Raw genomic sequence first — 19,393 nt, 5'->3', positions numbered from 1 at the left:
ATACTGAAGCCATTAGGGTACAACACAGCGTTCATTCGCAGAGTGAAGAGTCAGGCGCGATGCGTCGGGCGATGTCGACAAACAACAGCGGTGCTTTATGCAAGTTTTTATCATGCGTCACGGCGATGCAGCTCTGGAAGCAGCAAGTGATTCAGTCAGGCCTTTAACGCTATGCGGCTGTGATGAATCACGCCAGATGGCGAACTGGCTTAACAGTCAGACGCCGGACATAGAATGTGTGCTGGTCAGTCCCTACCTGCGTGCGCAGCAAACGCTCGCCACGGTACGTGAGGCATTTCCTCTGCCTGAAGGCCAGGAAGTGTTACCTGAATTAACGCCGGGCGGCGACCCGGGGCTGGTGGGGTGCTATCTGCAAACCCTGGCAAATGAAGGGGTGAAATCCGCGCTGGTGATTTCACATTTACCGTTGGTGGGGTATTTAGTCTCTGAACTTTGCCCGCAGGAAGCGCCGCCAATGTTCGCCACTTCCGCTATCGCCTGCGTCGAGTTTGATCCGGCACAGAGTGAAGGCAAACTGCTGTGGCAGGTCAGTCCGCGCAAACTGGCAAAAGCGATTTAACGTCTGTGGGCCGAAACGTCGGCCCTTCCTCTCAGGGCAATTCAGGCGGTTGCCACTCCTCAATCTCAATCAGCACCAGCAGGGCGGCATCGCCGCCAAACATCTTCGGTGCCTGATGAAAAGCCATTACCCACGGATGCTGGGCCAGCCACAGCGGCGTTTGCTGCTTCAGAACATGTTTACCATGGCCGGTCATCACGCTGGCACAAAACAGATGCTCACGGCGGCAGGCGGCGATCAGCGCCCCCAGTTCCTGCTTGGCCTGCTGCTGGGTTAAGCCGTGCAGGTCGAGAAATATCTCTGGCGTATAGTCGCCGCGCCGCAGTTTTTTCAATTCAAAGTGGCTGACGTCAGCGCGCACATAACGCGTCGCCCCCTCGGTTGAGAGCAGCGGCTGAAACTCATCCGAGAAGTAATGGCTGTTATCCGCCTGCTCTGAAAGCAGACGTTTTACCGGCACCTCGCGGGTTTTCACCCGCGGCTTGTGCACAAAGGTATCCTGTTTTAGCTGGCGCGTTCCGGTCATTAACTGCCGAAACAGCGCTTTATCATCCTGGCTCAAGGGCGTTTTTTTACTCATGGCGGGCCGGTCATATCAGAAAAGGCTGTCAGACAGCAGATGGCGATACCTTACCGTTAAGTGTCATTAAATGTCAGCTTTTTCACCTTGCTGCGCTGAATTCTCCCCGGCTTCATGGCACACTATCGGCCGATTTAGCAAATGGCCTGCGGAGGGCTACGTGGACAAAATTTTCGTCGATGAGGCAGTGAACGAGCTGCACACCATTCAGGACATGCTGCGCTGGGCGGTCAGCCGCTTTTCCGCTGCCGGAATCTGGTACGGACATGGCACAGACAATCCGTGGGACGAAGCCGTTCAACTGGTCCTGCCGTCCCTCTGGCTGCCGCTGGATATTCCGGAAGAGATGCGCAACGCGCGCCTGACCGCCAGTGAGCGTCATCTGATCGTCGAGCGGGTTATTCGCCGCGTCAATGAGCGCATTCCGGTCGCCTATCTGACCCACAAAGCCTGGTTCTGCGGCCACGAATTTTATGTCGATGAGCGGGTACTGGTGCCGCGTTCACCGATTGGTGAACTGATCGAGAATCGCTTTGCCGGTCTGATCAGCGAGAAACCGCGCCACATTCTGGATATGTGCACCGGCAGCGGCTGTATCGCCATCGCCTGCGCCTATGCGTTCCCTGACGCTGAAGTTGACGCGGTCGACATCTCCAGCGATGCGCTGGCGGTTGCCGAGCAGAACATCGAAGAACATGGTCTGATGCAGCAGGTTACGCCGATCCGCGCCGATCTGTTCCGCGAGTTACCGGCGCTGAAATACGATCTGATCGTCACCAATCCGCCTTATGTCGATGCGGAAGATATGGACGATCTGCCGGGCGAATATCACCACGAGCCGGAACTGGGACTGGCGGCAGGCAGCGATGGCCTGAAGCTGGTGCGCCGCATCCTGGCCTGTGCGCCACAGTATCTGAGCGAGCAGGGCGTGCTGATTTGCGAAGTCGGCAACAGCATGGTGCACATGATGGAACAGTATCCCGATGTGCCGTTTACCTGGCTGGAGTTCGATAACGGCGGCGATGGCGTATTTATGCTGACCCGTCAGCAGATCGTCGACGCACAGCATCATTTCTCTTTTTACAAAGACTAAAAGTGGGGCGAAGCATCGCCCGCCGAACCGTAACAAGGAACCACAATGGCCGGAAACAGCATCGGACAATTTTTTCGAGTAACCACCTTTGGCGAGTCCCACGGTCTTGCGCTGGGCTGCATTGTTGATGGTGTGCCGCCGGGCATTCCGCTAACCGAAGCAGATATTCAGCACGATCTCGATCGTCGTCGGCCAGGAACGTCGCGCTATACCACTCAGCGCCGCGAGCCGGATCAGGTGAAAATTTTGTCCGGTGTGTTTGAGGGCGTGACCACCGGTACCTCCATTGGCCTGCTGATTGAGAATACCGATCAGCGTTCCCAGGATTACGGTGCCATCAAAGATCTGTTCCGTCCGGGCCACGCCGATTACACCTACGAACAAAAGTATGGTCAGCGTGACTATCGGGGCGGCGGCCGCTCGTCGGCGCGCGAAACCGCGATGCGCGTTGCTGCCGGTGCGATTGCCAAAAAGTATCTGCAGATGAAGCACGGCGTGGTGGTGCGCGGCTATCTGGCGCAGATCGGCGATATCGCCTGTGAGCTGAAACAGTGGGAGATCGTCGAACAAAATCCGTTCTTCTGCCCGGATGCAGACAAGCTGGACGCGCTGGATGAACTGATGCGCAGCCTGAAAAAAGAGGGTGACTCGATTGGTGCCAAAGTGACGGTAATGGCGGAAAACGTGCCGCCGGGTCTGGGCGAGCCGGTGTTCGACCGTCTGGACGCCGACCTGGCCCATGCGCTGATGAGCATCAACGCGGTGAAGGGCGTCGAGATTGGCGATGGCTTTGCGGTGGTTAATCAGCGTGGCAGCCAGCATCGTGACGAAATTCGCCGTACCGGCTTTCAGAGCAACCACGCGGGCGGCATCCTCGGCGGCATCAGCAGCGGTCAGACCATCAGCGCCAATATCGCGATGAAGCCGACCTCCAGCATCACCGTGCCGGGCAAAACTATCACCCGCGACGGCGATGAAGTAGAGATGATCACCAAAGGTCGTCACGATCCCTGCGTCGGGATCCGCGCCGTGCCGATCGCCGAAGCGATGATGGCGATCGTCCTGATGGATCATCTGCTGCGCCAGCGGGCGCAGAATGGGGACGTTAACAGCCCCGTGCCGCGCTGGTGATCGCATGAAAGCGCTTCTGCTTACGCTTAGCACGCTGTTGTTCAGCGCCCCGATGCTGGCGGCCACGCCATGGCAACAAATCCAGCAGCCGATCAGCGGTACCCCGCAGTCGGTCGGCGGCTTTGCAAACGGTTGTATCATTGGTGCCCAGGCGCTGCCGCTGAATTCACCTCATTATCAGGTCATGCGTCAGGACCAGCGGCGCTACTTCGGCCATCCCGATCTGATCCAGTTCATTCAGCGTCTCAGCACCCAGGTGCATAATCTGCAGCTGGGTAACCTGCTGATTGGCGACATGGGCATGGCAGCAGGTGGGCGCTTCAGTAGCGGCCACGCCAGTCACCAGACCGGACTGGATGTGGATATCTGGCTGCAACTGCCGAAAACCCGCTGGAGTGCGCAGCAGCTGCTGAAGCCGCAGCCGCTGGATCTGGTGGGGCCGGGCGATAAAAACGTCATTGCCCGTCACTGGCAGCCGGAGATCGACAGTCTGATTAAGCTGGCGGCGAAAGACGATGACGTCACGCGCATCTTCGTCAATCCGGCGATCAAGAAACAGCTGTGTGCCGATGCTGGCGCGGATCGAGACTGGCTGCGTAAAGTGCGCCCGTGGTTTGCCCATCGCGCCCATATGCATGTGCGGTTGCGCTGTCCGGCCGGCAGCATCGGCTGTGAAGATCAGCCTGCGCCGCCGGCGGGTGATGGCTGTGGCGCAGAGTTGCAGAGCTGGTTCCTGCCGAAAAAACCGGGTAGCGGTGCGCCTGTGAAACGCGAACCTCCACCGTTGCCGCCTGCCTGTCAGGCGCTGCTGGATAAACATTTACTGTAAGGGATCACATGGATTGGTTCGTGATCAGCCCGTTGCTGGTCGGGCTGCTGTTCTTTGTCGCCATGCTGGCCGGTTTTATTGACTCCATTGCCGGCGGCGGTGGTCTGCTGACCGTGCCGTCGCTGCTGGCCGCCGGGCTTTCCCCGGCGCAGGCGCTGGCGACCAACAAGCTACAGTCGGTGGGCGGGTCATTCTCAGCCAGCCTCTACTTTATCCGGCGCGGTGCGGTGAAGCTGAATGAGCAGTGGCTGAATATCGCCATGACTTTTCTCGGTTCGGTGCTGGGGGCGGTGCTGATTCAGCGTCTGCAGGCGGACATTCTGCGCCAGATGTTGCCGCTGTTTCTGATTGCTATCGGTTTGTGGTTTCTGCTGATGCCGCGGATTGGTGAAGAAGATCGCGCCCGTCGCCTGCACGGCATCGCTTATGCGCTGGTGGGCGGCGGTTGCATCGGTTTCTACGATGGCTTTTTCGGACCCGGCGCCGGCTCTTTTTATGCACTGGCGTTTGTCACCCTCTGTGGCTACAACCTCGCTAAAGCGACGGCGCATGCCAAGATCCTTAACTTCACCTCCAACTTCGGTAGCCTGCTGTTCTTTATGTTTGGCGGCAAAGTGGTGTGGGGAACCGGTCTGATCATGATGCTGGGCGCGTTCTGCGGGGCGCGACTGGGCGCACGCCTGGTGCTGACCCGCGGGCAAAAGCTGATCCGTCCGATGGTGGTGATCGTCTCCGCCGTCATGAGCGTTAAATTGCTGTGGGACAGCCACGGCAGCGCCGTTCTGGCGTGGTTCGCCACGCTGCACCCGTAACTATTACGTGATAACAATGAGCACAACACACGATTACACTCAGCTGATTACGCTGTTTGATCGCTGCTTTAGCGATGAATTTCAGACCCGTCTAATTAAAGGCGACGACGAACCGATCTATCTTCCGGCAGATGCAGAGTCGCCGTGGAACCGCGTGGTGTTTGCCCACGGTTTTTATGCCAGCGCCCTGCATGAAATATCTCACTGGTGCATCGCCGGTGAAGCGCGCCGCAAACAGGTCGATTTTGGCTACTGGTACTGCCCGGATGGCCGCGATGCGCTCACCCAGAGTCAGTTTGAAGCCGTTGAAGTGAAGCCGCAGGCGCTTGAATGGATGTTTTGTGTTGCAGCAGGCTTTCCCTTCAACGTCAGTTGTGACAATCTCGACGGGGATTGTGAGCCGGATCGCATTGCGTTCCAGCGTAAGGTACATGCTCAGGTCATGAGCTATCTGACGTCGGGCATTCCCGCTCGTCCCGCGCGTTTTATTGCCGCCCTGGCGGAATTTTATGGCAGGCCTTCATTAAGCGCATCGCAGTTTCCCTGGCCGGACGATCTGTGATGCAGCAAGGCATTATCAAAAGAGGAATTGAGATGATCGCAGAATTTGAAGCGCGTATTCTGGCCCTGATTGACGACATGGTTGAGCATGCCAGTGACGATGAGCTGTTTGCCAGCGGTTATCTGCGTGGACACCTCACGCTGGCGGTCGCTGAAGTCGAACAACTGGGCGAACATACGCCGGAAGCATTGCAGATTCAGGTTACCCGTAGTCTGCAAAATGCCATTGCCGCCGGTGAGTTGTCGCCGCGTGATCAGGCCTTAGTGGTCGGAATGTGGGACAACCTGTTTGTCCAGGCTCGTCAACTCTCCGCATAACGGTACAGGGCGGCATGCCGCCCGCAACCCCGCTTAAACCGGTTTACCCTTCAGCAATTTTCGGACCCAGTAACGATTCGGATTCAGCGCAGCCAGCGTGGCGGCATCTGCCGGTTGCGGTTCGCCGGTCAACTGTGCCGCCAGCACTTCAGCCGCCAGCGGTGCGCTGCATAATCCGCGTGAACCGAGCGCACCAAACAGATACAGACCGTTAAAGCCAGGAGCATCAGCGATCGCGCTGCCCGCCGCCTGCTGTGCCGGTAAATCGGCGTAGCGCGCCAGCGTGGCGGCATAATCCGGCACGCTGCCGACCATCGGCAGATGATCGCGGGTCGCACAGCGCACCCCAACACGCGCCTCATCCGCACTGATGTCTACCGTGTCGGTCCAGCGACTGTCGGGCAGGCACTGTTGCAGACGGCTGCGGTTCTCCTGCTGATCCTGCTGCCGATACGCGGTGGCGGTTTCGCCGCGATGATAGCTGGCACCGATGCAGTGCGTAGCGAACTGCGGACTGACCGGCGTCAGGTAGCCGTCGTAGCAGAGCACGGTCTGCAGCGCATTCAGTTCCGGCGTCGACGGAACGTGACTCACCTGGCCTGCCACCGGATAGATCGGCAGAGGCGCACTCTGGGTAAACTCGCTGATGGCGTGACCATTCGCCAGTACCACCGTCGGATGGCGCACCGCCGGACGATCGCTGAACGACAGCGTCCACTGTTCACCGTCATGCGCCAGCCCGGTTACGCGGTGCAGCCAGTGGATCCGCAAGCCCTGCGTCTCGCCATGGGCCAGCATCGCCGAGGTCAGTTCGGCCGGTGACAGCCAGCCACCCTGCGGATAGAAAATCCCGCCGCAGCCGAGCGTCACCCCCGCCAGCGCTTCTGCCTGGCCAGCATCAACAGCACAGGCAATGTCGTCAGGTAACCCCATCGCCAGCATCTGTTCAATTTTTTTGCTGCTTTTCTGGTCCCAGCCGAGTTGCAACACGCCGCTCCAGTGATGTTCGTAAGGCAGCGGCAGCCGATCGTAGAGGCGGCGGGCAAAGCTGAACGCCGCCGGAAAAAAGGTGGCGATGGCCGGATCGTGCTGATTAAGCAGCGGATAGAGCGCGCCCTGACGGTTGCCGGACGCGCCCAGCGCCGGTGCCTCATCGGCGCAGTAGAGCGTCACGCGCCAGCCGCGCCGCAGCAGCGCCAGCGCTAAACTGGCGCTGGCCATGCCGCCGCCAATCAGCGCCGCTTCCCGCGACGAACTGGCGGGTCGGGCATACCACGGCTGCGTCGCAGGCAGCGGCGGTGCTGATTGCAGGCTGCCGCACAGCATCTCGCGTTTAGGGCCGAAACCTTTCCGGCGGGTGACGCTGAAACCCGCCTGCTGCAATCCACGCCGCACGAAGCCGGCAGCCGTAAAAGTGGCAAACGTCGCCTGCGGCCGTGCCAGCGTCGCCATCATACTGAACAGCTGTGGCGTCCACATATCGGGATTTTTCGACGGCGCAAAGCCATCGAGGAACCAGGCATCCACCTGACGATGCAGGCTGTCATCCAGCGTACTCATCAGCTGATTAATATCACCCAGCCACAGATCGAGCGTGATGCGGCCGCCATCAAACAGCAGACGCTGGCAGCCGGGCAGGGCGGCGGGCCACTGCGCCTGCAGTTCGTCAGCCCACGGGGCCAGTTCGGGCCAGTGCTGATGCGCGGCGGTTAAATCGGCGCGCGTTAACGGAAACTTCTCAAAGCTGATGAAATGCAGACGTTTTAAAATCGCGTCCGGCTGCTGGCGCTGAAACGCATCAAAAGCCTGCCACAGCGTGAGAAAATTGAGACCGGTGCCGAAACCGCTTTCGGCCACAATCAGCACATCACGCGGATGCTGAGCGAAGCGCTGCGGCAACTGATTGCCCCCAAGGAAGACATAGCGGGTCTCTTCCAGACCGTTATCGTTGGAGAAATAGACGTCACCAAACGCTCGGGAAACAGGTGTACCCTGTTCATTCCAGTTCAGCTGTGCATGTTCGACCGGGGTTAATTTCACGCTAAAGGCTCATTTTTCAGGCAGTGGCGCGATTTTAGCGACCAGCGTGACATGACGCAAATTTACAAAAGGAAATGGCTGATCGGACTTGTTCGGCGTACAAGTGTACGCTAGAGTGCTGGTCAATTAAGAAGAAGTGGATGAGGATTATTGAATGAAACGTGCTGTGATTACTGGCTTAGGGATCGTTTCCAGTATTGGTAATAACCAGCAAGAGGTGCTGGCATCTCTGCGTGAAGGCCGCTCTGGCATCACCTTTTCTGAAGAGATGAAAGATTCCGGCATGCGTAGTCACGTCTGGGGTAACGTAAAATTAGATACCACCGGCCTCATCGATCGCAAAGTCGTGCGTTTCATGAGTGATGCGTCCATCTATGCCTATCTTTCCATGGAAGAAGCGATTAAAGATTCTGGCCTGAGCGTGGAAGCGTATCAGAACAACCCACGTGTGGGTCTGATTGCCGGTTCAGGCGGCGGTTCACCGCGTTTCCAGGTGTTTGGTGCTGATGCAATGCGCAGCCCACGCGGCCTGAAAGCGGTTGGCCCGTATGTGGTCACCAAAGCGATGGCGTCTGGCGTTTCAGCCTGTCTCGCCACGCCGTTTAAAATTCACGGCGTAAACTACTCAATCAGCTCAGCCTGTGCCACCTCGGCACACTGTATCGGTAACGCAGTTGAGCAGATCCAGCTGGGCAAACAGGACATCGTCTTTGCCGGCGGCGGCGAAGAGCTGTGCTGGGAAATGGCCTGTGAGTTCGACGCAATGGGCGCGCTCTCTACCCGTTACAACGACACGCCAGAAAAAGCCTCACGTACCTACGATAACGAGCGCGACGGCTTCGTGATCGCTGGTGGCGGTGGCATGGTGGTGGTTGAAGAGCTGGAACATGCGCTGGCTCGCGGTGCGCACATCTATGCTGAAATCGTCGGCTACGGTGCAACTTCAGACGGCGCAGATATGGTGGCACCGTCAGGTGAAGGCGCAGTTCGCTGCATGAAGATGGCGATGAACGGCGTAGATACCCCAATCGACTACCTTAACAGCCACGGCACCTCAACGCCGGTTGGTGATGTGAAAGAGCTGGGTGCGATTCGTGAAGTGTTTGGCGACAACACGCCGTACATCTCAGCAACCAAAGCCATGACCGGTCACTCACTGGGTGCGGCAGGCGTGCAGGAAGCGATTTACTCGCTGTTGATGCTGGAGCATGGCTTTATTGCCCCAAGCATCAACATCAACTCGCTGGATGCGGCGGCTGAAGGCATGAATATCGTGACTCAGCCAATGGAAAAAGAGTTGACCACCGTGATGTCCAACAGCTTCGGCTTTGGCGGCACCAACGCAACCCTGACCATGCGTAAATACCAGGCGTAATGCGCTGACAGATCCCAGAAGGACCGGCTTGCCGGTCCTTTTTTTTGCCGCTTATCCGCGCTTTTCTTTGCCCCTCCTTCCTTGTCAGCCTTGCCCCGCCAGCAGCCAGTGTAGTTTGTCGCAACCCGCCACGATCTCATCCGGCGTCAGTGCCGCATAGCCCAGCAGCCAGCCTTGCTGACGCGCCGGCCCGGCATACAGTGGACTAAGACGCGGCAACAACAGGCCGATCTGCGCGGCCCGGGCGGTTAACTGCGCCTCATCCTGCGCCAGCTTCACCGTTAACTGTAATCCGCCGCCGCTGTCGAACGGGGTGATCCACGGCGTCAGCCGCTGGTTAATCTGCTCGATCAGCAACTCGCGCCGACTGCGATAGAGCTGTCGCATCAGCCGAAGATGACTGGCGAAATGGCCCTGTTGCAGGAAGGCGGCGGTAATGGCCTGCGGCAGCAGGGCGCTGTGACCATCCAGTACGCTGCGTGCCTGGCCCAGCGGTGCCACCAGCGCCGGCGGAACCACCATCCACGCCAGTCGCAGCGAGGGAAACAGCGATTTAGAGAAGGTGCCGAGGGTAATCACCCGCTGATGACGGTCCAGCCCCTGCAGGGCAGGGATCGGGCGTTGGTGATAGTGAAATTCACTGTCGTAGTCATCTTCAATCAGCCAGCTGCGATTGCGCTCTGCCCACGCCAGCCAGGCCAGCCGTCGTGGCAGGCTCAGCGTAACGCCGGTCGGATAGTGATGGGAAGGGGTCAGATACATCAGCTTCGGGCTGCCATCGATCGGTACCGCACCCTGGTCATCCAGCCCGATAGCGCGCAGCCGAGCGCCCGCCGCCAGAAAAGCGTTGCGCGCGCCAGGGTAGCCCGGCTCCTCCAGCCAGACCTCATCGCCCGCATCCAGCAGCATCAGCGCCAGCAGCTGTAATGCCTGCTGGGAACTGGTGAGGATCATCACCTGCTCAGGCTGGCAATGTACGCCGCGTGACAGCGCCAGATAGTCAGCCAGGGCGCGGCGCAGTGGCAGATAGCCGCAGGGATCGCCATATCCCATCGCGGCGCTCCCCAGTGAACGCTGCACGGTACTGCTCAGACGTCGCCAGGTCTCATGAGGAAAAGCGCGTAACTCCGGCGAACCGGCAGCAAACGCATGGGGAAAAGGGGGATCCTGGCAGCCGCCGGTTGCCAGCACCTGCTGACCGCGCGCCGAAAAAGGCGCAGGCTGATGAACCGCAGGCGGCCCTGACGGCTCGGGCATGGTAATCGACACAAAGCTGCCACGCCCGGTTTCACGCCGCAGGTAGCCTTCACTCTCCAGTTGCGCGTAGGCCGCCTCCACCGTGACGCGGGACAGCTTGAGATCCTCGGCCAGCTGGCGGGTGGAGGGCAACTGTTGTCCGGCGCGCAGATGGTGGCGGCTAATCGCCAGCCGCAGCGTGGTACACAGCCGCTCGCGCAGGCCGCCGGTGGCCTGATGCTGAAAAAGTTGCAGCAGCGGTGAGCGCATAAGGGTCTTATCCGGTAAGCAAAATGGGTCTCAGAGAGCAGTCCACTTTGCCGTAAACTGCCGGCATACCACAACAGGAGAATCACTATGTCATCGGTGTTACGTGTTCCGGCGGCCAGCCCGCAGCAAAGTCTCGACTACTTACAGGCTAAACTCGCTTACTATACCGATGCCTGGGATCTGGCAGAAGATCTGGCGCAACGCCAGCCGGCGATCGTGGTGATCGACGCGCGTTCATCCGGAGTCTATCGCGCCGGCCATATCTGCGGTGCGATCAATTTTCCCCATCGCGATATGGACGCGGCCAGCACTGCCCGGCTTGATCGCAGTAAAGTCTATGTCACCTATTGTGACGGGATTGGCTGTAACGGATCGACCAAAGCGGCGTGGAAGCTGGCTTCGCTGGGCTTTCAGGTAAAGGAACTGATTGGCGGGCTGGATTTCTGGAAACGTGACGGTCATCCGCTGACCTGGGGAGATGCGCCGGGCGAGTGGCCAGTCGCCGCGCCCGACGTCGCCTGCGGCTGTTAACTCACAGTACCAGCCACAGTAAAAACAGCACCACCAGCACCACAAATGCGCCCAGCATTGGCCGTTTTGCCAGCGGCTGCAGCGTCGGAGGCAGTGAGGCGACAAACGGCGACCAGATAGGTTGCGGTTTGATCTCGCTGGCGGCCAGCGGCTGTTCGTGCATCTTCTCGGCGCGACGGCTGAACAGGAAATTTAGCAGATCCTGAGTCTGGGTGGCGGTGAGCACCGTCTGCGGCGTCGCCTGGAAACGCTGCTGGCTGTAATCCTCCAGCAAACGCTGTTCGTGCTGATCGAGCGGCTGTTTCAGCGAGACTTCCAGCAGTTGCAGCGTCGGTGCGCTGTGCTGACTTAAGGTCTGGCGCACCTGCAGATACTGCGTCAGCAGCGGGAAGTGGCGCGACGGGATCGGATCGCCGCTGGTCAGGTTGACCAGCTTTAACGCCGCGGCCCACAGTTTTCCGCTTGATTCACCGGTGGCAGCCGCGAGGCGCACCACCTGCTGATTCAGGGTCTGATGCTCAGCCGGCAGCAGGCTACGATCGCTGACGCGGGTCTGCTGCGGCTGCGGTATCGCCATCTGACCGTTCTGCAGCATGGTCAGTACCTGACGCAGCTGGTCCTGGCTCAGCGCGCTCAATACCGTCTGGCCAAATTGCTGACGAATGAAATCGCTGACCGCCTGGCGATTATTGCCTTTCGGCAGCAGGTCGGTCAGCTGCGTCATCAGCTGACGCGTCGCATGACCGGTCTGCGCCTGCGTCAGGCGGGCATTCAGATACTGCTCCGCCGCCGGAAAATGGCGTGACTGTAATTCCGCTTCGCTCTTCACGCCCACTTCATGGCGCACACCGGCCCACAGCTCAGGCGCTTTCAAATTACTGAGCGAGAGAATACGCACGATCAGACGTTCTAAGGTAGTGCGCTGGGCAGGAGAGAGGGGCTGTTCACCGGCCACCGAACCGGGACGCGTTGCGCCGGTTTGCGGATTGACAGATGAACGATCGCCGACCGGCACACCGGGGCCGCTGAGAGGTTGCATGGCGGATTCCTTGGGAAAACAGAACAGCGTGGGGTGCGCCGGAAAATGAATGCGCCATGATAGCAAAAGCCCCCGGGAAATCCCACGGGGGCGCACGCGTTTCGGCGGGAGATTTACTCTTCTGCCAGCTTCAGACGATGACGACGCCAGCGTTTCCAGATCGGCGGCACCAGCAGTACCGCAATCGCCAGCACCAGCAGCACTTTGCAGATCAGACTTTCCCACAGGATCACCAGATTCCCGTTGCTGATCGACAAGGCGCGACGCAGGTTCTGCTCCAGCATCTCACCCAGCACAAAGCCCAGAATCAACGGCGACATCGGGAAGTCCATTTTACGCAGGATATAGCCAAAGATTCCCAGCCCGACCATCAACAGCAGGTCGAAGGTGGTGCTGTGTACCGCGTAAACGCCAACGGCGGAGATGGCGGCAATCGCCGGCACCAGGAACCACAGCGGAATGGTCAGCATGCGGGCGAAGACGTTAATCATCGGAATGTTCATGATCAACAGCATTACGTTGCCGATTAACAGCGCAGCGATCAGGCCCCAGACAATATCCGGCTGCTCCACAAACATCGCCGGTCCCGGCGTAATGTTATACAGCGTTAACGCGCCGACCATCACCGCCGTGGTGCCGGAGCCGGGAATACCCAGCGTCAGCATCGGAATAAAAGAGCCGCAGGCTGAGGCGTTGTTTGCCGCTTCCGGCGCGGCCACACCGCGAATATCCCCTTTACCAAACTGGTCGCTGCCGCTGATCTTCTTCTCGGTCATGTAGGCGATAGCGCTGGCGATGGTCGCACCGGCACCCGGTAACACGCCGACAAAAAAGCCAATAAAGGAGGATCGCAGCGTCGCACCGGTTGCCATCGCCGCCTCTTTCATATTGAACATCATCCGGCCGCTGGCCCGCACTGCCTTCTGTCCACTGCTGGTCGACTCAAGCATCAGCAGGATTTCACTCACCGAGAACAGGCCAATCACCACCACTACAAACTGAATACCGTCGGAGAGATGAACGCTGTCAAAGGTAAAGCGGTAGACGCCGGTATTGGCATCGACGCCGACGGTAGCCATTCCCAGCCCAATCAGTGCCGCGAGGAATGACTTCAGCGGATTGTGGCTCATCATGCTGCCGAGACAGGCGATGGCGAACACCATCAGCGCAAAATATTCTGCCGGACCAAACGCCAGCGACCAGCTGGCCAGCAGCGGGGCGAACAGAATAATGCCGATAATGGCGATGGTAGAACCGATAAACGAGCTGACCGCCGAAATCGACAGTGCGACGCCGGCTTTGCCCTGTTGCGCCATCGGATAACCATCCAGCGCGGTCATAATCGCCCCGGCATCACCCGGCACGTTAAGCAGAATCGAGGAGATACGTCCGCCATATTCACAGCCGATGTAGACCGTTGCCAGCAGAATCAACGCCGATTCCGCCGGTAAGTGCAGAGCAAAAGCCAGCGGCATCAGAATCGCCACGCCGTTAATCGGGCCCAGGCCCGGCAGCAGGCCAACGATGGTGCCGATAAAGCAGCCAATCAGGGCAATCAGCAGATTCTCTGGCGTCATGGCGACGGCAAAGCCCTGCATCAAAAAGGACCAGGTATCCATGATGCTCTCCTTAACTCAGCCAGCTGCCGACCGGAAGGGACACTTCCAGCAGGCGATCAAAGGCGTAAAACAGGGTGGTGCCCATCGCCAGCCCGGCCAGCGCCGCTGCCCACCAGCGCGCGCCAAACAGCAGGCCGATGCCAAAGGTCAGCAGCGTGGTGCAGATGGCAAAGCCCAGCGTTTCAAACAGCCAGCCGTACAGCAGCATCATCAGCGCCAGCGCCACCAGCCGCTTCAGCGTGCCGCCGGACGGCCAGTGAATGGTGTCGGGTTTGCGAAACAGCATCAGCAGGGCGCAGATCGCCATCAGGCCGAGGATCGCCATCGGGAAGGGGCGCGGTCCCACCGGTTCGTAGCTGTATTCGCTCTGAATTTGCCAGGCCACCACCATGCCGCCGAGGCACAGCGCCAGCCACAGGCCAGCAAAAATACGATCGCTCATGATTCGCTCCGGTTATTTGGCCAGGCCAAACGATTTAGCCTGCTCACGGTAATCCGCCACCTGTTTTTTGACGTAGCTGTCGAGTTCCTGACCCGTCAGGTTAAATTCGAACAGGCCGCGCAGATCGCGCTGCTTTTTGAACTCCGGCGTTTGCACCATCTTTTTGAATGCCTGTTCCCACCACTGATAGTCGGCATCGCTGACTTTCGGGCCGAGGTAGTAGCCGCGAATGATCGGCCAGACGATGTTAAAGCCTTGCTCTTTGGCGGTTGGCACCTGCGCCAGCTGGCCCGGCAGACGCTGATCGGACATTACCGCCAGCACCCGCATTTTGCCGCCCTGCAGATGCGGCACCATTTCACTCATGTCGCCAGAGACCACCTGAATATGGTTGCCGAGCAGCGCGGTAACCGGCTCGCCGCCGCCTTCAAAAGCGACGTAACGCATCTTGCGCGGATCGATGCCAGCTTCACGCGCCAGCAGGGCGGTTTTCATCCAGTCCTGACTGCCGATCGAGGCACCGGCACCGACCACCACTTTGGTCGGATCTTCTTTCATCGCCGCCATCAGCTCGCCAAGGGTTTTCCACGGCGCATCTTCACGTACCGCCACCATGCCGTAGTCGGTTCCCACTGCCGCCAGCCACTTCACATCATCAACCGAGTAGCGACCAAATTTGCCCTGCGACAGATTCAGCAGCGAGCCGCCCGAGAAAGCCACTACCGTGCCGGCTTCAGCCGGGCGCTGAGCGATGATCGCGTTGTAGGCCACCGCGCCGACGCCGCCAGGCATATAGGTAACGCGCATTGGCGTCTCAATCTGTTTGGTTTCCTGCAGCGAGACCTGCAACAGCTTGCAGGTGAGGTCAAACCCGCCGCCCGGCTTAGCCGGTGCAATACATTCGGTACGGCCCGGACCGTCGGCGGCAATGGCAGCAGGCACCATCAGCGACAGCAGGGCAGTGGTCAGGGCGGTATGGATTATTTTTTTCATCGTGCGCTCCATTCATTCTTCCAGAGTGTGATTGCCGCCGAAATATTGGCGTTGCTGAATTGTTAAAACAATTACCTTTCATTTACCTTTCACTGCCCGGATTTAATAACAGGATGTGATATGCGTCTCTTACTGGTAGAGGACACGGTTGACCTGGCGTGTTGGTTGCAAAAAGCGCTGACGCAAAAAGGCTTTGCCGTCGACTGGGTGGCGGATGGCGTCGCGGCCGATCACGCCTTGCAATGTGAAGCCTATGCGCTGGTGGTGCTGGACGTCTCGCTGCCGCGCATCGATGGCCTGGAAGTGCTGACGCGGTTGCGGCGGCGGGGTCAGAGCGTGCCGGTTTTGCTGCTGACGGCGCGTAGCGCGCTGGATGACCGGGTGCGCGGCCTGAATCTCGGGGCGGATGATTACCTGACCAAGCCGTTTGAGCTGGATGAACTGGAAGCGCGGTTGCGGGCGCTGCTGCGGCGCAGCCAGAGCCAGGCGGCGCAAAGCCAGTCGCTGGGCCAGCTGGTGCTGGATGGCGAAGGCTATTTCCTGCTGGCAGACCGGCCGCTGGCGCTGACGCCGCGTGAGTCGAGCATCCTCACCACCCTGATGCAGCGCCACGGCCGGCCGGTTTCCCGTCAGCATCTGTATGAACAGACTTTTAGCCTGGCGGATGAGGCCAGCCCGGAGAGCATTGAGCTGTATGTCCACCGGGTGCGTAAAAAACTGGCGGGTAGCGACGTGGCTATCGTGACGCTGCGCGGACTCGGCTACAGCCTGGAAACGCTGCCGTGCGGCTGATTCATTCGCTGCGCGGCGAACTGCTGGCGTGGCTGGGTCTGCCGCTGTTACTGCTGTGGGCGCTGTCGGTTTACACCCATTATCAGAGCGGGCTGGCGGCGGCCAATCAGGCTTACGATCGCTCGCTGCTGGCCTCGGCGCGCACCGTGGCAGAACGGCTGGTGGTGCGCCAGCATCATCTGGAAGTGGACGTGCCCTGGGTGGTGCTCGACAGTTTCGAACGCAACATGAACGACCAGCTGTTTTATCAGGTGATTTCGCCACAGGGGAAAACGCTGTCGGGCTATGACGATCTGCCTCCGATTCCGCCGGCCAGCAAAATGTCGACCGCTTATCCGGCGCTGGTGCACTTTTATGACGGACGCTATCACCAGCATCGCATTCGGGTGGCGGCACTGTGGCAACCGGTGAGTGAGGCGGGCGTCGACGGGATGGCGCTGGTGCTGGTGGCTGAAACTGTTAACTCCCGCCAGGAGTTTGCCCGCGGACTGATGCGTACCGCCCTGATCAGCCAGAGCGGGCTGGTGCTGATGACACTGCTGCTGGCCAGCCTGATGCTGCGCCGGGTATTACGTCCGCTGCGGCAGCTTTCGCGCATTGTATTACAGCGTGACGGCGGCGAATTGACCCCGCTGCCGTCGTTGCCGTGGTCAGAACTGCAGCCGTTGATCATCGCCTTTAACCGTTATCTGGAACGTCTGCGCGGCCTGCTGGCGCGGCAGGATCGTTTCAGCGCTGACGCGGCACATCAGCTGCGCACGCCGCTGACTATCCTCAAAACCCAGGTGAGCGTGGCGCTCAACAGCGAACGTCCGGAACAGTGGCAGGAGAGTTTACTCGGCATGCGTCATACGCTGGATGAAACCATCTTACTCACCGATCGGCTATTGCAACTGGCACGCATCAAGGCACGTCACGGCGAAGACAAGCCGATGATGCGGGTCGATCTGGCGGCCATCGTCCGTGAAGCCTGCCTGAGCCGCTACACGGCGGCACGCACCCGGCAAATCGATCTCGGTTATGAGGGCGAGGAGAGCAGTCAGGTGATCGGAGACGGGGTGCTGCTCGGCGAACTGTGCGCCAACCTGCTGGATAATGCGATTAAATATACCCCGCATCACGGCGTCGTCACCGCGCGGGTGGTGGCGGGCAAACTGGAGATTGAAGACAGCGGTCCCGGCATCGACGGGGCGGAACAGCGAAAAGCGTTACAGCCTTTTCAGCGGCTGGATAATGTTGGTATTCAGCCAGGGGCCGGCATTGGTCTGGCGCTGGTGCAGGATATCTGTGCCTGGCATGGTGCCACCATGCAGCTCGATCGCAGCCCGCAACTGGGCGGGCTGCGCGTGACGATACGGTTTACAACCGACGCAGGTTGACCGGTTTAGCGCGGGTTAGCGGCGTACGCAGCCGCTGGGCCAGAATCACGCCGGACAGGGTCAGGCCGCCACCAATCCAGTGGTAACTGTGCAGTTGCTCATGCAGGAACAGCACCGCGATCAGTGCGGTAAACACCGGGATCAGGTTCATAAAGATACTGGTGGTACTGGCCCCGAGGCGCTGCACGCCGTGGATCCACAAAAAGGGCGCAATGATCGAGGCAAACAGACCGGCAAACGCCACCAGCGGCAGGTTATGCCGGTTAAGTGACACCTCAGGCGCCAGCAGAAAGCCCGGTAACAGCAACAGTACGCCGAATAAAATCTGCACATACAGGCTGTGCCAGATCGGCAACGGCAGCGCCCAGCGCCGGGTCAGCACGCCATACAGCGCATAAGCGGCGGAGGCGGCCAGCATCAGCAGTTCGCCTTTGCCGAGTCCGTGACTCAGTAACTGCATCACATCGCCCTGACTCACCAGCCACACCAGACCGATAAACGAGATGATACTGCCGAGCAGAATGCCGAGCGTCGGCGCGATCCTTAGGATCACTACGCTCAGCAACACGGTGAGCAGCGGGATCAACGCCCCGATAATGCCCATGAACAGTGCGCTGACGCTCTGGGCGGCATAATAAGCCAGGCTCTGATACAGCACCATGCCGAGCAGGCCGAGGATCAGTAACCGCCACAGATGTGGCCGGATCGCCTGACGCGTCCGCCATACGCCGGGCAGCACAAACGGCGTCAATACCAGCAACGCCAGCAGCCAGCGGTAGAAAGAGATCGCCGCCGGATCGATGGCGGAAGCCGACAGTTTGCTGACAATCGAGTTGATCGACCAGATCAACACCGCACACAGCGGATAGAGGAAAAACATGTTCACGCTCCACAGCATTAGATGAGGCGCAGTGTACGCTTGTCCGGATTTATCCAGATAGTTAATATCAGACAAAATTAATCGCTCTCCGGACATAATGACCTTACAGATTACCTACCAGCCGCCGCTGGATGCGCCACAGCTGCACTACTTTATGCGTTTCGAACAGGCCAACGCGCATACCGAATATCTGCCGCATGCCCATGACTGGGGACAGCTGATCTTTGTGAAAAGTCACGTGCTGGAGATGCGGGTAGAGGGTGAGCGGCTGCTGACTCCGGCCGATATCCCGGTGTGGATCCCGCCAGGCCACCGGCACAGCAGCTATAACTACCGTCAGGCGCAGTTCCGCACCTTTAACCTCGCCGCCGCGCTGTGTACCGGCCTGCCACAGCGCGCCTGCCTGCTGATTGTCGATCCGATTGTGCACGCCATCATGGATGAGTTTGCCGGGCAGCAGATCGAGCAGCCGGTCACCGAAGCGCAGTGGCGGCTGTGTGAGGTACTACGCGATCGTCTGCCGCTGGCGCAGGTACAGGAGAGCTACCTGCCGACCTCAACCGATAAATTTCTGGCACCGGTGCTGCATGCGCTGGAAGCTAATCCGGGTGATAACACCACGCTGGCCGGCTGGGCAGCGCGGGTTTTTACCACCGAACGCACGCTGGCGCGGCGCTGTCAGCAGCAGTTGCACATGACCTTCGGCGAGTGGCGACAGCGGCTGCGTTTTCTGCGCGCTATCGTACTGCTGGAGCAGGGCGTCAGCGTGCAGAGCATCGCCCACGAACTGGGCTATAGCTCGGCATCGGCGCTGATTGTGATGTTTCAGCAGCAGGCCGGAACCACACCGGATCGTTACCGCGCGCGGTTAGGCTAACGCGTCGCTTTGTGCC

The 19,393-nt window shown here is 59.5% G+C and carries 20 protein-coding genes; 12 read left to right on the top strand and 8 right to left on the bottom strand.

Going from position 1 to position 19,393, the window contains the following annotated elements; translation table 11 throughout:
* The first annotated feature begins 97 nt into the window (after positions 1 to 97).
* Positions 98 to 580 carry a phosphohistidine phosphatase SixA gene (gene sixA / locus FHW04_RS18710; protein ID WP_031375917.1) on the top strand — a complete coding sequence of 161 codons (483 nt, stop codon included), beginning with the start codon at positions 98 to 100 and terminating at the stop codon, positions 578 to 580.
* 31 nt (positions 581 to 611) lie between these two features.
* Here sixA and smrB read toward each other — a convergent pair whose 3' ends face one another.
* Positions 612 to 1,160, bottom strand: coding sequence for an endonuclease SmrB (gene smrB / locus FHW04_RS18705; protein ID WP_031375918.1), 549 nt, complete (start codon positions 1,158 to 1,160; stop codon positions 612 to 614).
* Between the two features lie 160 nt (positions 1,161 to 1,320).
* On the opposite strand from smrB, the gene prmB reads away from it, so the two are divergent.
* Genes prmB through FHW04_RS18675 form a run of 6 tightly spaced genes read left to right on the top strand, consistent with a single transcriptional unit; the run spans position 1,321 to position 5,904 of the window.
* Positions 1,321 to 2,253 (top strand): 50S ribosomal protein L3 N(5)-glutamine methyltransferase, encoded by a 933-nt coding sequence (gene prmB / locus FHW04_RS18700; RefSeq protein WP_031375919.1) that lies wholly within the window; start codon positions 1,321 to 1,323, stop codon positions 2,251 to 2,253.
* A gap of 45 nt (positions 2,254 to 2,298) precedes the next feature.
* Entirely contained in the window at positions 2,299 to 3,384 is a 1,086-nt protein-coding gene (aroC, locus tag FHW04_RS18695; RefSeq protein ID WP_089561973.1) for a chorismate synthase, read from the top strand.
* Positions 3,385 to 3,388: 4 nt separating this feature from the next.
* A complete protein-coding gene (gene mepA, locus FHW04_RS18690) occupies positions 3,389 to 4,213 on the top strand; it encodes a penicillin-insensitive murein endopeptidase (protein ID WP_069729005.1) in 825 nt (274 codons plus the stop codon).
* Positions 4,214 to 4,221: 8 nt separating this feature from the next.
* Positions 4,222 to 5,025: a sulfite exporter TauE/SafE family protein gene (locus FHW04_RS18685; protein ID WP_031375922.1), complete on the top strand. Its 804-nt coding sequence runs from the start codon at positions 4,222 to 4,224 to the stop codon at positions 5,023 to 5,025.
* A gap of 16 nt (positions 5,026 to 5,041) precedes the next feature.
* Positions 5,042 to 5,587: an elongation factor P hydroxylase gene (locus FHW04_RS18680; protein WP_031375923.1), complete on the top strand. Its 546-nt coding sequence runs from the start codon at positions 5,042 to 5,044 to the stop codon at positions 5,585 to 5,587.
* 32 nt (positions 5,588 to 5,619) lie between these two features.
* Positions 5,620 to 5,904, top strand: coding sequence for a YfcL family protein (locus tag FHW04_RS18675; RefSeq protein ID WP_010257960.1), 285 nt, complete (start codon positions 5,620 to 5,622; stop codon positions 5,902 to 5,904).
* Positions 5,905 to 5,937: 33 nt separating this feature from the next.
* On the opposite strand, the gene mnmC is transcribed toward FHW04_RS18675, so the two are convergent.
* Entirely contained in the window at positions 5,938 to 7,944 is a 2,007-nt protein-coding gene (gene mnmC / locus FHW04_RS18670; RefSeq protein ID WP_179420051.1) for a bifunctional tRNA (5-methylaminomethyl-2-thiouridine)(34)-methyltransferase MnmD/FAD-dependent 5-carboxymethylaminomethyl-2-thiouridine(34) oxidoreductase MnmC, read from the bottom strand.
* Positions 7,945 to 8,098: 154 nt separating this feature from the next.
* Between mnmC and fabB the strand changes: the two genes are divergently transcribed.
* The gene (fabB, locus tag FHW04_RS18665) at positions 8,099 to 9,319 is read left to right on the top strand and encodes a beta-ketoacyl-ACP synthase I (RefSeq protein WP_031377182.1); all 1,221 of its coding nucleotides are present in this window, start codon (positions 8,099 to 8,101) and stop codon (positions 9,317 to 9,319) included.
* Positions 9,320 to 9,403: 84 nt separating this feature from the next.
* Here fabB and FHW04_RS18660 read toward each other — a convergent pair whose 3' ends face one another.
* Positions 9,404 to 10,825 (bottom strand): PLP-dependent aminotransferase family protein, encoded by a 1,422-nt coding sequence (locus FHW04_RS18660; protein ID WP_089561974.1) that lies wholly within the window; start codon positions 10,823 to 10,825, stop codon positions 9,404 to 9,406.
* Between the two features lie 87 nt (positions 10,826 to 10,912).
* Here FHW04_RS18660 and FHW04_RS18655 point away from each other — a divergent pair, with 87 nt between their 5' ends.
* Positions 10,913 to 11,356 (top strand): rhodanese-like domain-containing protein, encoded by a 444-nt coding sequence (locus tag FHW04_RS18655; RefSeq protein ID WP_069729002.1) that lies wholly within the window; start codon positions 10,913 to 10,915, stop codon positions 11,354 to 11,356.
* A 1-nt stretch (position 11,357) separates the two neighbouring features.
* Here the strand turns inward: FHW04_RS18655 and flk are convergent, their stop codons facing one another.
* The 4 genes from flk to FHW04_RS18635 form a co-directional block, all read right to left on the bottom strand.
* The gene (gene flk, locus FHW04_RS18650; protein ID WP_031377185.1) at positions 11,358 to 12,395 is read right to left on the bottom strand and encodes a flagella biosynthesis regulator Flk; all 1,038 of its coding nucleotides are present in this window, start codon (positions 12,393 to 12,395) and stop codon (positions 11,358 to 11,360) included.
* 113 nt (positions 12,396 to 12,508) lie between these two features.
* Positions 12,509 to 14,014 (bottom strand): tripartite tricarboxylate transporter permease, encoded by a 1,506-nt coding sequence (locus FHW04_RS18645; RefSeq protein ID WP_031377186.1) that lies wholly within the window; start codon positions 14,012 to 14,014, stop codon positions 12,509 to 12,511.
* A gap of 10 nt (positions 14,015 to 14,024) precedes the next feature.
* Positions 14,025 to 14,456 carry a tripartite tricarboxylate transporter TctB family protein gene (locus FHW04_RS18640; protein ID WP_031377187.1) on the bottom strand — a complete coding sequence of 144 codons (432 nt, stop codon included), beginning with the start codon at positions 14,454 to 14,456 and terminating at the stop codon, positions 14,025 to 14,027.
* A gap of 12 nt (positions 14,457 to 14,468) precedes the next feature.
* Positions 14,469 to 15,449: a Bug family tripartite tricarboxylate transporter substrate binding protein gene (locus FHW04_RS18635; RefSeq protein WP_046288512.1), complete on the bottom strand. Its 981-nt coding sequence runs from the start codon at positions 15,447 to 15,449 to the stop codon at positions 14,469 to 14,471.
* A 120-nt stretch (positions 15,450 to 15,569) separates the two neighbouring features.
* Here FHW04_RS18635 and tctD point away from each other — a divergent pair, with 120 nt between their 5' ends.
* Together tctD and FHW04_RS18625 are read left to right on the top strand one after the other, a co-directional pair.
* Positions 15,570 to 16,241 carry a transcriptional regulator TctD gene (gene tctD / locus FHW04_RS18630; protein ID WP_069728999.1) on the top strand — a complete coding sequence of 224 codons (672 nt, stop codon included), beginning with the start codon at positions 15,570 to 15,572 and terminating at the stop codon, positions 16,239 to 16,241.
* The gene (locus FHW04_RS18625) at positions 16,232 to 17,620 is read left to right on the top strand and encodes a sensor histidine kinase (RefSeq protein WP_046288184.1); all 1,389 of its coding nucleotides are present in this window, start codon (positions 16,232 to 16,234) and stop codon (positions 17,618 to 17,620) included. The genes tctD and FHW04_RS18625 overlap by 10 nt, the downstream gene beginning before the upstream one ends.
* Here FHW04_RS18625 and FHW04_RS18620 read toward each other — a convergent pair.
* On the bottom strand, positions 17,601 to 18,500 hold the full coding sequence (locus FHW04_RS18620) for a DMT family transporter (protein WP_046288513.1): 900 nt from the start codon (positions 18,498 to 18,500) through the stop codon (positions 17,601 to 17,603). The genes FHW04_RS18625 and FHW04_RS18620 overlap by 20 nt on opposite strands.
* A gap of 97 nt (positions 18,501 to 18,597) precedes the next feature.
* Here FHW04_RS18620 and FHW04_RS18615 point away from each other — a divergent pair, with 97 nt between their 5' ends.
* Entirely contained in the window at positions 18,598 to 19,377 is a 780-nt protein-coding gene (locus tag FHW04_RS18615; RefSeq protein WP_089561975.1) for an AraC family transcriptional regulator, read from the top strand.
* Positions 19,378 to 19,393 lie beyond the last annotated feature (16 nt).

It is taken from the genome of Pantoea sp. AN62, from assembly GCF_050432985.1.
In the GTDB taxonomy this organism is placed as follows: domain Bacteria; phylum Pseudomonadota; class Gammaproteobacteria; order Enterobacterales; family Enterobacteriaceae; genus Pantoea; species Pantoea brenneri.
Note: the sequence above shows the minus strand (reverse complement) of the source record. Positions and strands in the feature narration are given on the sequence as shown.

Coding starts and splice junctions, on each gene's coding strand:
- FHW04_RS18615 (WP_089561975.1), top strand. CDS start 18,598: ATGACCTTACAGATTACCTACCAGCCGCCGCTGGATGCGCCACAGCTG.
- fabB (WP_031377182.1), top strand. CDS start 8,099: ATGAAACGTGCTGTGATTACTGGCTTAGGGATCGTTTCCAGTATTGGT.
- tctD (WP_069728999.1), top strand. CDS start 15,570: ATGCGTCTCTTACTGGTAGAGGACACGGTTGACCTGGCGTGTTGGTTG.
- flk (WP_031377185.1), bottom strand. CDS start 12,395: ATGCAACCTCTCAGCGGCCCCGGTGTGCCGGTCGGCGATCGTTCATCT.
- FHW04_RS18635 (WP_046288512.1), bottom strand. CDS start 15,449: ATGAAAAAAATAATCCATACCGCCCTGACCACTGCCCTGCTGTCGCTG.
- mepA (WP_069729005.1), top strand. CDS start 3,389: ATGAAAGCGCTTCTGCTTACGCTTAGCACGCTGTTGTTCAGCGCCCCG.
- sixA (WP_031375917.1), top strand. CDS start 98: ATGCAAGTTTTTATCATGCGTCACGGCGATGCAGCTCTGGAAGCAGCA.
- smrB (WP_031375918.1), bottom strand. CDS start 1,160: ATGAGTAAAAAAACGCCCTTGAGCCAGGATGATAAAGCGCTGTTTCGG.
- aroC (WP_089561973.1), top strand. CDS start 2,299: ATGGCCGGAAACAGCATCGGACAATTTTTTCGAGTAACCACCTTTGGC.
- FHW04_RS18620 (WP_046288513.1), bottom strand. CDS start 18,500: ATGTTTTTCCTCTATCCGCTGTGTGCGGTGTTGATCTGGTCGATCAAC.
- FHW04_RS18645 (WP_031377186.1), bottom strand. CDS start 14,014: ATGGATACCTGGTCCTTTTTGATGCAGGGCTTTGCCGTCGCCATGACG.
- FHW04_RS18655 (WP_069729002.1), top strand. CDS start 10,913: ATGTCATCGGTGTTACGTGTTCCGGCGGCCAGCCCGCAGCAAAGTCTC.
- FHW04_RS18680 (WP_031375923.1), top strand. CDS start 5,042: ATGAGCACAACACACGATTACACTCAGCTGATTACGCTGTTTGATCGC.
- FHW04_RS18675 (WP_010257960.1), top strand. CDS start 5,620: ATGATCGCAGAATTTGAAGCGCGTATTCTGGCCCTGATTGACGACATG.
- FHW04_RS18685 (WP_031375922.1), top strand. CDS start 4,222: ATGGATTGGTTCGTGATCAGCCCGTTGCTGGTCGGGCTGCTGTTCTTT.
- FHW04_RS18640 (WP_031377187.1), bottom strand. CDS start 14,456: ATGAGCGATCGTATTTTTGCTGGCCTGTGGCTGGCGCTGTGCCTCGGC.
- FHW04_RS18660 (WP_089561974.1), bottom strand. CDS start 10,825: ATGCGCTCACCGCTGCTGCAACTTTTTCAGCATCAGGCCACCGGCGGC.